15 protein-coding genes are annotated in these 15,244 nt (G+C 75.1%); 10 read left to right on the top strand and 5 right to left on the bottom strand.

The window, feature by feature from the left end; genetic code table 11:
• The first annotated feature begins 3 nt into the window (after positions 1–3).
• From ACZ7RU_RS27890 to ACZ7RU_RS27900, 3 genes are all read left to right on the top strand, one after another.
• The gene (locus ACZ7RU_RS27890; protein ID WP_470343717.1) at positions 4–219 is read left to right on the top strand and encodes an MbtH family protein; all 216 of its coding nucleotides are present in this window, start codon (positions 4–6) and stop codon (positions 217–219) included.
• On the top strand, positions 216–1,394 hold the full coding sequence (locus ACZ7RU_RS27895; protein WP_470343718.1) for a Glu/Leu/Phe/Val dehydrogenase dimerization domain-containing protein: 1,179 nt from the start codon (positions 216–218) through the stop codon (positions 1,392–1,394). The genes ACZ7RU_RS27890 and ACZ7RU_RS27895 overlap by 4 nt, the downstream gene beginning before the upstream one ends.
• A gap of 164 nt (positions 1,395–1,558) precedes the next feature.
• A complete protein-coding gene (locus tag ACZ7RU_RS27900; protein WP_470343719.1) occupies positions 1,559–1,834 on the top strand; it encodes a hypothetical protein in 276 nt (91 codons plus the stop codon).
• Positions 1,835–2,010: 176 nt separating this feature from the next.
• On the opposite strand, the gene ACZ7RU_RS27905 is transcribed toward ACZ7RU_RS27900, so the two are convergent.
• Entirely contained in the window at positions 2,011–3,396 is a 1,386-nt protein-coding gene (locus ACZ7RU_RS27905; protein WP_470343720.1) for an MBL fold metallo-hydrolase, read from the bottom strand.
• A gap of 324 nt (positions 3,397–3,720) precedes the next feature.
• Between ACZ7RU_RS27905 and ACZ7RU_RS27910 the strand changes: the two genes are divergently transcribed.
• The 5 genes from ACZ7RU_RS27910 (at position 3,721) to ACZ7RU_RS27930 (ending at position 10,302) form a co-directional block, all read left to right on the top strand.
• Positions 3,721–4,110, top strand: a complete 390-nt coding sequence (locus tag ACZ7RU_RS27910) for a rhodanese-like domain-containing protein (protein WP_470343721.1) — start codon at positions 3,721–3,723, stop codon at positions 4,108–4,110.
• The gene (locus ACZ7RU_RS27915) at positions 4,107–4,856 is read left to right on the top strand and encodes a sulfite exporter TauE/SafE family protein (RefSeq protein WP_470343722.1); all 750 of its coding nucleotides are present in this window, start codon (positions 4,107–4,109) and stop codon (positions 4,854–4,856) included. The genes ACZ7RU_RS27910 and ACZ7RU_RS27915 overlap by 4 nt, the downstream gene beginning before the upstream one ends.
• Before the next feature lie 87 nt (positions 4,857–4,943).
• The gene (locus tag ACZ7RU_RS27920; RefSeq protein ID WP_470343723.1) at positions 4,944–5,507 is read left to right on the top strand and encodes a rhodanese-like domain-containing protein; all 564 of its coding nucleotides are present in this window, start codon (positions 4,944–4,946) and stop codon (positions 5,505–5,507) included.
• 237 nt (positions 5,508–5,744) lie between these two features.
• The gene (locus ACZ7RU_RS27925) at positions 5,745–8,138 is read left to right on the top strand and encodes an RICIN domain-containing protein (RefSeq protein WP_470343724.1); all 2,394 of its coding nucleotides are present in this window, start codon (positions 5,745–5,747) and stop codon (positions 8,136–8,138) included.
• 112 nt (positions 8,139–8,250) lie between these two features.
• Complete coding sequence (locus tag ACZ7RU_RS27930) at positions 8,251–10,302, top strand: alpha-galactosidase (RefSeq protein WP_470343725.1); 2,052 nt, start codon at positions 8,251–8,253, stop codon at positions 10,300–10,302.
• Positions 10,303–10,308: 6 nt separating this feature from the next.
• On the opposite strand, the gene ACZ7RU_RS27935 is transcribed toward ACZ7RU_RS27930, so the two are convergent.
• Positions 10,309–10,755: a hypothetical protein gene (locus ACZ7RU_RS27935; RefSeq protein ID WP_470343726.1), complete on the bottom strand. Its 447-nt coding sequence runs from the start codon at positions 10,753–10,755 to the stop codon at positions 10,309–10,311.
• Positions 10,756–10,927: 172 nt separating this feature from the next.
• On the opposite strand from ACZ7RU_RS27935, the gene sigJ reads away from it, so the two are divergent.
• Positions 10,928–11,851: an RNA polymerase sigma factor SigJ gene (gene sigJ, locus ACZ7RU_RS27940; protein ID WP_470343727.1), complete on the top strand. Its 924-nt coding sequence runs from the start codon at positions 10,928–10,930 to the stop codon at positions 11,849–11,851.
• On the opposite strand, the gene ACZ7RU_RS27945 is transcribed toward sigJ, so the two are convergent.
• Complete coding sequence (locus ACZ7RU_RS27945; protein WP_470343728.1) at positions 11,848–12,015, bottom strand: hypothetical protein; 168 nt, start codon at positions 12,013–12,015, stop codon at positions 11,848–11,850. The two genes, sigJ and ACZ7RU_RS27945, sit on opposite strands and share 4 nt — an antisense overlap.
• Positions 12,012–13,052 (bottom strand): alpha/beta hydrolase family protein, encoded by a 1,041-nt coding sequence (locus tag ACZ7RU_RS27950; protein WP_470343729.1) that lies wholly within the window; start codon positions 13,050–13,052, stop codon positions 12,012–12,014. The genes ACZ7RU_RS27945 and ACZ7RU_RS27950 overlap by 4 nt, the downstream gene beginning before the upstream one ends.
• A gap of 69 nt (positions 13,053–13,121) precedes the next feature.
• Between ACZ7RU_RS27950 and ACZ7RU_RS27955 the strand changes: the two genes are divergently transcribed.
• Complete coding sequence (locus ACZ7RU_RS27955; RefSeq protein ID WP_470343730.1) at positions 13,122–13,970, top strand: PaaX family transcriptional regulator C-terminal domain-containing protein; 849 nt, start codon at positions 13,122–13,124, stop codon at positions 13,968–13,970.
• On the opposite strand, the gene ACZ7RU_RS27960 is transcribed toward ACZ7RU_RS27955, so the two are convergent.
• Positions 13,960–15,216 (bottom strand): MFS transporter, encoded by a 1,257-nt coding sequence (locus ACZ7RU_RS27960; protein WP_470343731.1) that lies wholly within the window; start codon positions 15,214–15,216, stop codon positions 13,960–13,962. The two genes, ACZ7RU_RS27955 and ACZ7RU_RS27960, sit on opposite strands and share 11 nt — an antisense overlap.
• Positions 15,217–15,244: the final 28 nt, after the last annotated feature.

The following is a 15,244-nucleotide window of genomic DNA, read 5'->3' on the forward strand; positions in this document are numbered from 1 at the left end:
GGCATGACCAGCGAAGCACCCGAGCAGTGGAAGGTCGTCGTCAACGACGAGGAGCAGTACTCGATCTGGTCCGCCGACCGCGAGACGCCGGCGGGCTGGCACGAGACCGGCGTACGGGGCGCGAAGGACGACTGCCTCGCGCACATCGAACGCGTGTGGACCGACATGCGCCCCCGCAGCCTGCGCCTGCGGTCCGTCCCGGAGGAGGGTGCGCGGTGAGCCGGACGCTCGCACCGCACGGTGCGCGCCCGGCGACCGGGCCCGTGCTCTCCACCACCCTGAACCTCCCGGAGTGCCGGGCCCGCGGCTGGATCGTCGTCGACTCCATGGTCGACGGCCTGGCCATGGGCGGCACCAGGATGACCCCGACGGTGACCGAGCAGGAGCTGGCCGGGCTCGCCAGGGCGATGACCCACAAGCTGGCGCTGGTCGGCCTGCCCATCGGCGGCGCCAAGGCCGGCATCGCCCCCGATCCGGATGCCGCCGTCGAACGGCAGTCGGTGATGCGGGGGTTCGGCCGCGCCGCGGCCCCCCTGCTGCACGGCGGGGTGTACCTGGGCTGTGACCAGGGCACCACCTACGCCGACCGGCGGCTGGCCTTCGAGGCCGCCGGGTACGACGTCACCCGCCGCCCCGGCACCACCCGCCTCACCGTCGGCTGGGCCGAACTGTGGGACCACATGGCCGACATCACCGGCTTCGGCGTGGCCGTCGCGGTGCTCGGTGCCCTGCGGGCCTCCGGTGCGCGGACCCCTCAGCGCGTCGCGATCCAGGGCTTCGGCACCGTCGGGCGCGCGGTGGCCGGCCACCTCGCCGCCCACGGCCACCTGGTGGTGGCGGTGGCCGACGTCCGGGGCACCGTCGAGGACCAGCGCGGACTGCCCGTCGCCGAACTCGCCGCGCTCACCAGCAGCGACGGCACGATCGACCGGAGCCGGCTGCCCGCCCGGGTCACGGCCCACGGGGCCGGGCGGGCGTGGCTACACGTCGACGCCGACGTGCTGGTGCTGGCGGCGTCCGCCTCCGCGATCGACGAGGAGGCGGTGCCGGCGGTCCGGGCCCGCCTGGTGGTCGAGGGCGGAAACCTGAGCTGCACCGCACCGGCCCGCCGGTTGCTGCGCGAGGCCGGCCACACCGTCCTGCCGGACGTGGTCGTCAACGTCGGCGGGGCGGCGGCGACCGGGTGCGTGCTCACCGGGCTGGCCCCGTCCGACCTGCCGCTCCCGCAGCTGTCCGAGTGGCTGCGCGACTGGGTCTCCAGCAGGGTCGCCAGGAACTGCGAGCTCGTGCAGGAGCTGAGCGCCTCGGGCAGCGCCGACCCGGTCGCGCAGCTCCTCGGCTCACTCGCGGTCCCGGCCGGCGCCTCCCCACCGGGGGTCCCGGCCGAGCGGTGACCGGGCCGGCGGACGCTCCCTCGTGACGGGCTGCTCATCGTGGAACCGCGGTGAGCAGCCCGGCGTCACCCGTCGGGGGACCTGCCATGGCCGCCTCGCGCGCCCTGGCCGGGGCCTCGCCCGCGACCGCGCGCCGGGGGCCGGCACCCGGGAGCGGATCGGCCATGGCACGACTGACCGCCACACAGATCGCCGAACTCAACCACCTCGACTCCAGCTGGGACGCGCTGGAACACCGCTGGAAACAGACCACCAAAGTGCTGCGCCACCTCGAGAAGGAGACCAGCGGTCTACAGTTCCGCAGCCACCCCCGACCGGCTGCAAGACTGATCAGCCTCGGCTTCGACGTCCCCGTCCAGCGCGACACTCGACCGGCGGCGCGCAGCCCAGCGCCCGTCACATCGGGCGGGCGCACTACCGCGGCTCGCTCGGACTGCTGACCCTGGAAGGCGCCATCGCCGGGCTGCACAGACCGCCCCCGAGGGTCACGACCACCGCGCCGGCCGTCGCGGTACCTCGCCCCCTGAACGGCGCGCCGGGAGTGGCGGCCTGAGGGCCGCGGGGCAACCTTCAGGAACTCCCGCGGCCATCCGGAGGTGAGCCGGGGCGGTGGGGTTCAGCCCTGGGCGGGGTGGGTGAGGGTGTGCCAGGCCGCGTAGCCGCCGAGGAGGTCGGAGACGTCGGGGTGGCCGTGGTGGCGCAGCAGGCTGGCGGCGATGGAGGAGCGGTGGCCGCCGGCGCAGTGGACGACCAGGGGGCGGTCGGTCGGGATCTCGTCGAGGCGGGCGGGGAGTTCGGCCAGGGCGATGTGCAGGGATCCTTCGACGGAGCCCGCTTCGCGTTCGCCGCAGGTGCGCACGTCCAGGACGGTGGGGGGCTGCCCGCCGGCGAGGGCGCTACGGAGTTGGTCGGCGGTGAGGCGGCTGGCGGGGGTGAGGTCGTCGGCGAGGGCGGGCAGGGCGTTGCCGGGGTTGCGCAGGTAGCCGGCGATGTGGTCGAAGCCGATGCGGGCGAGGCGGATGACGACCTCGTCCTCGCGGTCCTGCGGGGCGATGATCGCTATGGTGCTGTCGGGGGTGAGGACGGTGCCGGCCTGTTCGGCGAAGCGGCCGTCGAGGGGGACGTTGACGGCGCCGCGCAGGTGCCCCGCGCCGAAGTCCTCGGGACTGCGGGCGTCGAGGACGACGGCGCCCGCGGCGCGGGCCTGCTTGAAGCCCTCGGGGCACAACGGACGGGCCGCGTTCGCCCGGTCGAAGAGCTCACGCTCGCGGCGGTTGAGGTCGGCGTCGTGGCCGAAGTAGGCGGGGGCGGCGGACTGCCCGGCGGTGACGATGCGGACGAACTCGTCCTGGTCCATCGGCCGGCAGGCGTAGTTGGTCAGGCGCTGCGCGCCGATGGTGGAGCTCTTCTCGGTGGAGAGGTTCTTGCCGCAGGCCGAGCCGGCGCCGTGGGCGGGGAAGACCAGGGTCTCGTCGGGCAGGCCCATCAGCTTGCGGTGGACGCTGTCGTAGAGCATCGCGCCGAGTTCGGTGGCGGTGACGCCAGCCGAGGCGAGCAGGTCGGGGCGGCCGACGTCGCCGATGAACAGCGCGTCGCCGGTGAGCACGCCGTACGGGACGGTGTCGTCGGGCTGCTCGAAGACCAGGATGCTGATCGACTCGGGGGTGTGCCCGGGGGTCTCCAGGATCTGCAGGGTGACGTCGCCGAGCTCGATCCGCTCGCCGTCGGCCAGCTTGCGGATGGGGTACTCGGTCTCCGCCCGCCGCCCGTACCCGATCCAGGCGCCGGTGCGGTCGGCCAGTTCGAGGTGGCCGGCCAGGAAGTCGGCGTGGAAGTGGGTGTTGATGACCCCGACGACGGTCAGGCCGCGCGCCTCGGCGTCGGCGACGTACTCGTCCACGTCACGGCGCGGGTCGACCACCACGGCGCGACCGGTGCGCTCGTCGGCGATCAGGTACGAGGCCTGGGAGAGGCAGTCGAGGTAGAACTGGGCGAAGTACACGGGGAACCCTCCTGGGCGGCTACGGGCGCCACAGCGCCGTCTTGATACCCCCCTCGGTATATTTGCGAGCATACGGCCTTCCGGGCCGATACGGGTGGGGGTATGCCGAACGATTTCAATAATACCCCCCGGGGTACTATGGTGGGCATCGAGGGGGACGGCCGCCGCCACCGCTCCTGGTACGGGCGGGGCCGAGGCCGAGCCGACCGCGCCGATCGCGCGGGCCACGCCGCCGCTCCGGGCCACCGGGCCCGCACGGACGCCCGCGCCGCCCCCGATTCGCCGGACCACTGCGGGTCCGGGCTGCACCACTGGAGACACCCCATGCCCTTGCTGCCGCACACCCACGGTCCGAACGCCCACGGACCGAACACGCCCGGTGAGACCAGTCCCGCCGAGGCCCACGAGCTCGCCCGCACCGGCGCCGCCGTCCTGCTCGACGTCCGCGAGGCCGCCGAGTTCGCCGCCGGCCACGCCCCCGGCGCGCTGCACCAGCCGCTGATCGGACTGGTCGCCGGCGTCCCGCTGCCGACGGCGGCGGCCGACCGGACCGTACTCGCGATCTGCCGCTCCGGCAGCCGCTCCCAGCACGCGGCGGAACTGCTCGCCCGGTGCGGCGTCCAGGTGCTGAACGTGACCGGCGGCATGAACGCCTGGGCGCTGTCCGGGCTGCCGGTCATCACCACCGCCGGCGCTGCCGGGCACGTGATATGACCACGCTGTTGCTGGCACTCGCCGCCGGTGCGGTGGTCGGGCTCGCCCTGGGCGGGCTGGGCGGCGGCGGCAGCATGCTCGCCGTTCCCGCCCTGGTCTACCTGCTGGACTTCAGCCCGGCGCTGGCCACCACGGCCAGCCTGGTGATCGTCGCCGCGACCTCGCTGACCGGACTGCTCGCCCATGCCCGGGCGGGCCGGGTCCGCTGGCGCACCGGCGCGCTGTTCGCCGCCGCCGGACTGCCCGCCGCCATGGCCGCCGGGGCGCTGTCCGCCCGTCTGCCGGGCGCCTTGCTGACCGGTGCCTTCGCCGTGCTGGCGGCGCTCGCGGCCTGGCGGATGCTGGTACCGCCCAAGGCCGGGACGCGGGAACGTTCCGCCGCAGGTCCCGGCCGCTCCACCGCGACGGGCGCCGGGCTCGGCGCCGTCACCGGGCTGCTCGGCGTCGGCGGCGGATTCCTCGCCGTACCGGCCCTGGTCTCGGTGCTCGCCTTCACCATGGCCGAGGCGGTCGGCACCAGCCTGCTGGTCATCACCGCGAACTCGCTCGCCGCCCTGCTGCCCCGCCTCGGGGCGACCGGCGCGATCGACTGGGCCGTGGCCGCCCCCTTCACCGGGGCCGCGATCCTCGGCGCCTGGGACGGCAAGCGGCTGGCCGACAAGCTCAGCGGGCGCACCCTCCAGAAGGCCTTCGCCGTCGCCCTGCTCGGCGTCGCCGCGCTGATGCTGTTCACGACGCTGAGCTGATCACCGCGCCGAGCCGGTCGCGGAGCATTCCCGACCCCTGTCCCCCACCCCCCACCGATCGCCCCTTCCGAGAGGACCCCATACGCCATGACCACGCTGACCGTCGAGCAGCTCCAGCCCCGCCTCGGGCAGCTCACCCTCATCGACGTCCGCTCCCCGGGCGAGTACGCCGCGGGCCACATCCCCGGCGCCCTGAACGTCCCGCTGGACCAGCTCGACCGCGCCCTGCCCACCCTGCGCGAGGCCGCCGGACAGGGCGAGATCGCCGTGGTCTGCGCCGCCGGGCCGCGCGCCGAGAACGCCTGCCGACAGCTGGCGGACGCCGGCGTGCCGACCCTCACCCTCATCGGCGGCACCAACGCCTGGGCGAGCGCCGGCCGGCCGCTGGACCGGGCGGCCGGTGCGCGCCGGGTGTGGGCGCTGGACCGCCAGGTCCGCATGGTGGCCGGATCGCTGGTGCTGGCCGGTGTGCTGATCGACCTCGCCCTGCCGGGCGCCCGCTGGGTCGCCGCGGCCGTCGGCGGCGGGCTGGCGTTCTCCGCGCTCACCAACACCTGCGCCATGGGCTCGATGCTCTCCAGGCTCCCGTTCAACCGGCCCCGCCCCGGCGCGCCGGGCCTGGACGAGACGCTCGCCACCCTGAAGGGCTGAACCCCGCACCCCGCCCCCGTATGTGAAGGTCCCTGCCCACCCCCGTGGGGCAGGGACCTTCACCCCTTCTCCCGACCCTCTCCCGGAAGCCGACACCGCGCGTCCCGTTGACGTGACCGAACCCACCATGTGAAATGTCACCCATCACATGCGATGCATCATAACCCTGGCTTCCCAGCCGTCCTGATTTGAACGTTCCAACGCCCTCGCCCCCTCACGACCGGAGGTAGCTCCGCCATGCCGCCCCGCCACCGCGCCTTACCCACCGGTCTCGCCCTGCTGGCCGTCCTCGCCGCCCAGGCGCTCGGCGCCGCCCCGGCCCCGGCCGCCGCCGGAGCACCGCTCGTCGACGGCGGCAGTTACCGGCTCGGCTCCGCCCTGGACGGCAGCTGCCTCGGCCCGCAGTACGCCCAGCCCGCCCCCGGCACCCCGGTGGTCGGCGCGGCCTGCGGGCGGCTGCTCAGCCAGCGCTGGCAGCTGCGCCGCACCGGCGGCGACTACCTCCTGGTCAACGCCGCCAGCGGCCGCTGCCTCACCCTCGGCACCCCCGACGGCCCGGACCGCCGCCCCGCCACCGCCGACTGCGGCAGCTCCCCCGAGGCCGAGCGCTTCACCGTCTCCCGCGCGCCCCAGGGCACCTACACCCTCACCGTCCGCGGCACCGGCGGCTGCCTCACCGCCGACCCTGCGCCGGTGAACCACCACTGCGACAACCGCCCCGCCCACCGCTGGACGCTCACCCGCACCGAGCCGCTGGTCCTCGCCGACCCCGGCTTCGAGCAGGGCTCCGGCCTCGAACAGGGATCCGCCGGCTGGACCTTCACCGCGCACACCGGCACCGCCACCAACAACCCGCACGGCGGCAGCCGCCTCGCCTACCTCGACGCCGGCCCCGGCCACGCGGTGAGCCAGCAGGTGACCGCCGTCTCCGCGGGCTCCTACGACCTGTCCGCCTGGATCGCGACGGGCGGCGCCGGCGGCAGCCTCTCGGTGAGCGTCAACGGCACCGTGGTGCGCTCCCTCCCGCTGCCCGAACAGCCCCTCTACGCGAAGTACACCCTCCCCCGGGTCGAGGTCGCCCCCGGTGACCGGCTGACCCTCACCATCGGCTCCTCCCCCACGGGTTGGGTCAACGTGGACGACGCCGCCGTCGCCCCGGCGGCCCCCAACGACCCGGTGGTCAGCTCCTCCGACCCCGAGGTGGTCGCCCTCTTCGACTGGGCGAAGGCCAAGGCCAACAGCTGGGTGCAGCAGGCGGGCGCCACCGGTGTGCTCGACCAGGACGAGAACCACCCCGGCGGCACCGGCACCACCACCTACGACGCCACCTACTGGGCCGGCTACCCGTTCCGCTCCGCCTTCTACAGCCGCGACTTCGCCCACCAACTGGTCGGCGCCCACCTGCTCGGCCTGGACGCCGAGAACAAGACCATGCTGCGCGGCTTCGCCGCCTCCGCCACCGAGGCCAACCGGCTCTACCCGGTCTGGGCGCTGAACCTCGACGCCCGGAGCTACGCCGCCATCGACTACCGCGGCCCCGACCGCTTCGTCCGCGAGCTGCCCGCGCCGTTCGAACTCGTCCAGCAGGCCGGCGAGGCGTTCCGCTGGACCGGCGACCGGGACTACGCCGAGGACCCGGGCCTGGGCCGCTACGTCCGCAACACCCTCGGCCCGTTCATCGCCGGCCACCCCGGCCCCGTCGACAACGGCGGGGTGCCGATCCCCCAGGCCACCAGCCGCAGCATCTTCGCGGGCACCGCCAGCTACGCCGAGAACGCCACCCGCACCTACGCCGAGGCCGGCGACGCGGTCGGCGCCCAGTACCAGGCCTACCTCGCCGCCGCGACACTGGCCGACGCCCGGGGCGACGCGGCCTCCGCCGCCGACTACCGGAAGGCCGCCGAGGCCCTCCGTTCGTACGTCAACTCCACCTGGAGCGTGGACGGTTCGCAGCCCGGTGAGGTCGTGCACGGCTACGACACCACCGGCAGGCCGATCACCGGCTGGGGCTACGAGGCCAGCGTGCTGATGCCCGTCAAGCAGCTGCTCGACCCGGGCCCGCGCCGGGACGCCCACCTCGCCGCCATCGACGCCGCCGACTCCGGCCCGGAGCGCTCGGCCAACCTGGAGGCCTACACCTACCTGCCGGACGCCTTCTTCGCCAACCACGACGGCGGCACCGCCTGGAAGTGGATGCGGCACGTCTACGAGAGCGTCGGCGAGCCGCACGTCAGCGGCGCGATGCTGAACGGCGACTACCCCGAGGTCCCGTTCACCCTGCTCGCCCAGACCGTCCAGGGCCTGCTCGGCGTCACCCCGGACGCCGCCGGCCGCGCACTCGCCACCACCCCGCAGCTGCCCGCAGCGATGGGCTGGCTCCAGGTCGCGGGCATCCCGGTGGGCGGCGGCACGGTGACCGTCCGCCACGACGGCGCGCGGCGCAGCACCGTCACCAACACCGGCACCGAGCCGCTCACCTGGGAGGCCCGCTTCCCCGGGCGGCACGCCGGCCTCACCGTCGACGGCGAACAGCGCGAGGTCCGCACCACCACCGTCGACGGCGTGGCCTACACCTGCACCACCGTGACCCTGGCCCCCGGCCGCTCCGCGACCGCCGCCGTCACCGACTGACCCCCACACCGCCCCACCCGCGGCCGGCCGGCCCCACCCGGCCGGCCGCGTTCTCTCCCCGGAGACCATCCTGACGCACCACCACGTCCCCCACATCCTCAGGAGTGCGCACATGCGCCGACCCCGCCGCCGTCTCGCGGCCTCCCTGCTCGCCCTCGTCCTCGCCACCGCCGGCCTGGGAGCCGTCGGTCTCGGTACGGCCGCCCCCGCCGCCGCGCTCGGCAACGGCAACGCCCTGACCCCGCCGATGGGTTGGAACTCCTGGAACTCCCTCGGCACCGAGGTCACCCAGGAGCAGGTCGTCCAGACCATCGACTTCATGGCCGCCAACGGGCTGGTGGCGGCCGGCTACGACACCGTCACCGTCGACGACGGCTGGTCGCTGTGGCACCGCGACGGCCAGACCACCGACCTGGTCCGCAACGCCGACGGCGGCCTACAGCTGTACGACGACGCCGGGAACCCGGTCAGCGGCACCGACGGCACCGGCAACGACCCCACCTCCGGCCACCTGGTCCCGCGCCCCGACCACTTCCCCGCGCGGGTCGTCGACGGGCGCACCGTCAACGGCGTCGAGTACCTCGCCCGCTACGCGCACAGCAAGGGCGTGAAGTTCGGCCTCTACGCCACCGACACCTACCTCACCTGCCAGATGCACCCGGGCAGCCTCGGCCACGAGTCCACCGACGCGGCCGACTTCGTCTCCTGGGGCGTCGACTTCGTCAAGTACGACGACTGCCCGTACGGCCCGGCGATCACCGGCCCGGACGGCCACGACTACGGGACCCAGGGCGAGGGCAAGGAGCTGACCCGCTCCGTCTACACCCGGGTGCGGACCTTCCAGCGCGCCCTGGACGCCGCCTCGGCCGCCCAGGGCAGGCCGAAGGTCACCCTCAGCGTCTCCGCCCAGCCCGTCCACACCGGCGTCCCGTACCTCCTCGCCGCCGACGACCCGGCCCGTACCGACCCGGTGGTCCAGGCCGCCGGCACGGCCCCGTTCCACGCCCCCGGCTACGCGCCCACCGGCATCTGGTGCGGCCAGGTCGCCCACCTGTGCCGGATCGGCGGCGACCGGAGCAGCGAGCTCGACGGGGTGCTCTGGAACGGGCAGTTGCGCACCGCGCTGGAGTACCCGGGCAACGTCCGCCCGGGCAGCTGGAACGACCTCGACATGATGTTCACCGGGTGGCAGGACCCGTACGGCCTGTGGGGCACCACCGACACCTGCCCCTGCCACAAGCCCTTCACCGACGACGAGTCGCGAACGGAGACCTCGATCCTCGCGATGCTCGCCGCGCCGCTGATCTCCGGCGCCGACCTGCGCACCGCCGCGCAGTCCCGGCACAGCGCGGACGGCTACACCTGGTCCACCGGGATCAGCGACGCGAGCCTGGCGATCCTGAAGAACCGCGAGGTGATCGCCGTCGACCAGGACAGCCTGGCCCGGCCCGCCACCCTGGTCGGCGCCCAGCCGGCCGACGGCCGCGCGCCGCTCGTGCTGAAGCGGCAGCTCGCCAACGGCGACACCGCCGTGCTGCTGGTCAACCAGGACCCTTCGGCCGGCCGCACCGTCGCCACCAGCCTCGCCGAACTCGGCCTCGGCGGCTCCGCCTACCGGGCCAAGGAGCTGTGGACGGGCGCGGGTTCGACCGTCACCGGCCCGCTCGGCGCCGCCCTCCCGGCGCACGGCGCGGCCCTGTACCGGCTCACCCCCGAGTCGGCGGGCGGCTCGTCGGGCGTGGTCGACGACGGCGGGTACCACACGCTGACCAGCGGCGGCCTCGCGCTGTCGCTGCTCGGCTCGTGCACCGCGCCGCTGGGCTCGACCACCGACCTGGAGCCGCGGCGCGGCGGTGACCCGGCACAGCGGTGGACCTTCACCTCCAACCCCGACGGCACCGTCCGGATCAGCGACGACTGCGCCACCGGCCCGCACCGGCACACCGTGCTCTCCGCCGGGGCCTCGGCCGGCGACAGCGCCTACCTGCTCGACCTGTCGCCCGGAAACCCCTGGCAGGAGTGGCGGCTGACCCAGGACCCGGCCGGCGGCGTCACGATCACCAACGTCGCCACCGGCCTGGCCCTGGACGCCGGCGCCGGCACCGCCGGAACGCCCGTCACCACCCGCCCGGCCGCCGGCCAGAGCTGGGCCCTGGGCTCCTGAGAGACCTCACCGCTCCGGGGTGCCGGCCGTCCGCCGAACGAGGCGGGCGGCCGGCATCCGCACCAGCACCGCCAGGCTCAGGCCGAAGACCAGCACGCCCAGCGGGACGTGGACCGCGGGAACGTGGGCCACGCCCAGGACGACCTGGGCCGAGGCGAGCACCAGGAACCCGGTGGCGTACAGGATCGGGCGGGGCGAACCGCCGCCCGGCCGCCAGGCCAGGACGGCGGCGAGCAGGTACAGCATCGACGCCCCGTACATCACCCGGGCGCCGACGCTGTGCAGCGTCTCGCCGTAGGAGGTGGAGAGCAGCAGGCCGGCCGTGGCCGCCTGGAAGAAGATCGCGGCGGTCTGGAGCGCGACGGCGCCCCGCAGGTAGGCGCGGGTGCGCTGTTCCACCACCGCCTTCGACGACGCTTCCACCGGCTGTCCTGCCGTGGTCTGCATGGCCATGATGCGGTCCCCTCTTCTGCCTCGCGGCGGTTGGTCGGTAGTGTCCGCTGATCCGACGACACAGGCCGGCGAAGTGTGAGGCGCGGTTCCGTCCCGGGCCGGAACCCGCACCGCGGTGGACCGGCCGGCCGGCGGGGTGACGGACGAACAGGACCAGGGAGCGGCACCGACCATGACCACCGAAGCGGAACTGAGCGTGATCGTCGGCGAGCGGCGGCAGCTGATCAACCTCGCCTACCGGCTGCTCGGTTCGCTGGCCGAGGCCGAGGACGCGGTGCAGGAGACGTACGCCCGCTGGTACGGGCTGTCGCGGCGGCAGCGGGAGGCCGTCGTCTCGCCGGGCGCCTGGCTGACCACGGTGGCCACCCGGGTCTGCCTGGACCTGCTCGGCTCGGCCCGGGCCCGGCGGGAGCGCTACGTCGGCGAGTGGATCCCCGAACCGCTGCCCGACCGCGGCGAGTGGGCCGGCGGGCCGGGCGGCGGCAGCGCCGGACCGGCCGATCCCGCGGACTGGGTCACCCTGGACGAGTCGGTGGACATGGCGCTCCTGGTCGTCCTGGAGGCGATGACCCCGGCCGAGCGGGTGGCGTTCGTCCTGCACGACGTGTTCCGCTACCCGTTCCCCGAGGTCGCCGAGATCGTCGGCCGCACCCCGGCGGCCTGCCGGCAGCTGGCCAGCTCCGCCCGCCGCCGGGTCAGGGCCGCGCGGGCCCCGGCGGTGCCGAGGGGCGCGCAGGCCGGCCTGGTGCGGCAGTTCAGGGAGGCCTGGGAGGCCCGGGACATCGCGGCCCTGGTCGGCCTGCTCGCCCCCGGCGCCACGATGACGGCCGATGGCGGCGGCGTGGCCGGCGCGGCCCTGCGCCCGGTGGTGGGCGGCGAGCGGATCGCCCGGTACCTGGTCCACATGGCCGACCGGGCCCCCGGGCTGGCGCTCCTCGAACGGACCGTCAACGGCCGCCCGGGCCTGGTCGCCCAGCACGGCGGCGTCACCGCGACGGTGGCGGCGTTCGACCTGGCGGACGGCCGGATAGCCCGCATCTGGGCGGTCCGCAACCCGGAGAAGCTGCGCCCGTGGACGGCGACGGAGCCCCGTTAGCCGCCCTGCGACTCCTCGACCACCTCCACCCCCGGGCAGGCGCGCGCCAGGTCCCGGAGTCCGGCCGGCGACCACCAGTTCGTGACGCCGGGCAGGGCGGCCGCGACCCGGGCGGCGACCCGGCCCATCGCTCCGGCGCCGCCGAGGGCGGGCGGCTTCATCACGGGTCGGCCCTTCCGTGGTCGAGCGAGGTCAGGAAGTCGCGCATGCCGTCGAGGTAGCCGGGGGTGAACAGCGAGCGCGGGGCGGCGACGGCGAGGAAGGTGCTGCGCAGTTCGGAGTCCTCGACGTCCTTGGGCACGAGGTTGTGGGTCGCGTCCGGGAACCGCAGCACCCGGAGCAGGCCGGGGGTGACGAGGCGGCGGTAGCCGGCCTCGGTGTCGTCGCTGTCGACGTTGACGTCCCGGCCGCCGAGGACGAGCTGCACCGGCACCCGGAGGGCGGCGAGGTCCTCGGTGGCGTCGGAGAGGTGGTTGCGCTTGTCGAACGCCCACCGCTGCGGGGTGAGCCCCTCGGTGTCGCCGCCGGCGGCCCGGTACTGCTCGAAGGTCGAAGCGGCCCGCAGGGCGGCCAGGTTGCGGTCGCTGCGGGCGACGGCGGCGGCGGTCTCCTCGGGCGAGGCGTGCCGCTCCCTGAGTTCGGCGAGCAGGTTGTAGCGGCCCTGCCGGAGCCAGTTGACGGCGGGGCCGACGGCGATCACGAACTTCACGTCCGGCGACTGCCGGGCGGCCTTGGGCATCACCCAGCCGGCCTGGCTGGCTCCCCAGAGGCCGATCCGGTCCGGGTCGACGCCGGGCTGGGTCTTCGCCCAGCGGATCGCGGCGAGGGTCTCGTCGGCGCGGTCCTGCATGCTCTGGTCGAGCCAGTTGCCGGGGGCACCGTCGACGCCGGGCTTGTCCCAGGAGAGCGTCGCGTACCCGGCCTTCGCCATGGCCTCCCAGAGCGGCCGGTAGAAGGTGTCGTGGGTGGCGTCGACGGGTCCGTCGCCGTGGACGAAGACCACCAGTCCGTACGGTCCGCGGCCGCCGGTCGGCCTGGCCAGCACGCCCTGGAGCGGCTGCCTGCCGCCGGTGACGGTGACGCGCTCCTCCTGGAGGTCGTACTCGTTCTGGTGGACCACCCAGCCGCCCGCGCCGACGAGCAGCACGGCCACGGACAGCAGGGAGCCCCAGAGCCATCGGCGCCTACCGAACACCCGCATATCGCTCACCCTTCAATCGATCGTTCTGAAAACGACCGTAGCAGATATGAACGCACTAGGATGACCGTCATGCAGGAGATCCCGACCCGGGTACTGGTGGACGCGATGGTCCGCGCCGACGGCACGGTCGACTGCGGCGACCTCTACGCCGTGGCCGGCCGGCTCGGCATGAGCGACCAGCAGGTCCGGCTCACCATCAAGCGCCTCACCGCCGACGGCCGCTTCGTCCAGGAGGGCCGCGGCCGCCGGGCGCTGCTGCGCGCCACCGCCGCGACCCGCCGCGAGATCGAGCCGGATGTCGGGTACCTCGCCCTGATGTACGCCCAGGACCGCGGCGAGGCGCCCTGGGACGGCGTCTGGCACCTGGCCGGATTCGCCGTCCCCGAACGCGACCGCACCGCCCGCGACGGGCTGCGCGAGACCCTGCTGCGGCTCGGCGGCGCCCCGGTGCAGAACGGGCTCTACGTCTCACCGCACCCCTGGGAGCCGGACGTCCGGGAGGCGGCCGGCGCCCTGGGCGTCCTCGGCAACCTCACCCTGCTCAGCACCCGCGACCCGCACAGCGGCGACACCGCGGAGCCCCGGGAACTCGCCCGTCGCTGGTGGCCGCTGGACGAGCTCGCCGAGGGACACCGCCGCCTGGCCGCGTTCGCCGCCGAACAGCTCGACCGGCTCACCGCGGGCGGCCTGTCGGAGACCGAACTGCTCACCGTGGCCGTCGAGTTGGCGGCCGTCTTCACGGAGGCCTGCGAGCCCGACCCGCTGCTGCCCCCGGAGCTGCTGCCGCAGCCCTGGCCCGGCACCGAGGCCCGCGCACTGGTCGCCCGCTGCTGGGCCCTGCTGCTCGCCGACCCGGCGCCGGGCGCGCCCCGGCTGTTCGACGCCTACGCGGAGGTGGTCGCGGCGGTCACCGGCTGACCGGCGCCGGGCCGCCTGCCTCGGCATCGGCGTCGGTGTCCCGCACCTCCGGCACCTCCGGCACCACCGGCTCCGGCAGCGTGCGGAACAGCGCCCAGCTCAGCACCGGCATCAGCACGAGCGGCAGCAGCCCCGCACGCAGCGAGGTGGCGTCCGCGAGAGCGCCGATCGCCGGGCTCGCCAGGCCGCCGACGCTCACCGTCAGCCCGAGGGTGATCCCGCTCGCCGTGCCGACCCGCGACGGCAGGTAGTCCTGCCCCAGGGTGACCTGGAGGGAGAACGGCACGTACAGCCCCGCCGAGGTCAGCGCCACGAACAGGTACAGCACCGGGCCCGGCACCAGCAGCACCCCGGCCACCGCGACCGCCGCCACCAGGTACGACCGACGGGCCGCCGCGACCCGCCCCCAGCGGTCCGCCAGCGCGCCGCCCAGCACCGAGCCCACCGCGCCGCCCGCGTACAGCACCACCAGCGCCGCGGTGCCCGCCGCCGGACCACCGCCCAGGCGCTGGGCGGTGAACAGCGGGAGGAAGGTGCTCAGCCCGACGAAGGCCACCGAGCGGCAGACCACCGCCAGTGACAGCCGCAGGAAGGCGGCCCGGTCGTCGGCGACCGGCCCCGGCGCCCGCACCACCCCGGCCGCCCGGCGCCGCTCCAGCTCGCGCAGCACCGGCAGGCAGAGCGCGGCGCCCGCGAGCGCGGGCAGGGCCAGCAGCGGGGTCAGCCGCAGTCCGCCCGTCCCGACCACGGCGGCGACCAGCAGCGGGGCGGCGGCGAAGCCCAGGTTGCCGCCCAGCGAGAACCAGGCCATCCCCCGATGGACACCCGGACCGGGACCGGGACCGCCCTGCCCGTCCCGCGACCGCTGCGCCGCCAGTCGGGCCACCCGGGCGGACTCCGGGTGGTAGGCCGCCACCCCCACCCCGGACAGCGCCACGAACGCCAGCGTCAGCCCGTACGAGCCGCTCACCCCGCTGAGCGCGATGCCCGCACCGCCCAGCAGGGTGCTCACCGGCAGCAGCCAGGGCAGCGGCCGGCGGTCGGTGAGCGCCCCGAACAGCGGCTGCGCCACCGAGGAGAGCAGCGAGGCCGCCAGCACCACCCCCGACACGGCGGCGTAGCCGTAGTGGCGTTCGGCCGCAAAGAAGGGCACCAGGGCCGCCACCGCGCCCTGGTAGACGTCCACACAGGAGTGCCCGACGGAGAGCAGCAGGATCGACCCGCGGTCGGAGGTTCGCTTCGGCATGCCGCCCATGCTCGGGGCCACACCCCGT

It is taken from the genome of Kitasatospora sp. NPDC114501 (assembly GCF_055633695.1).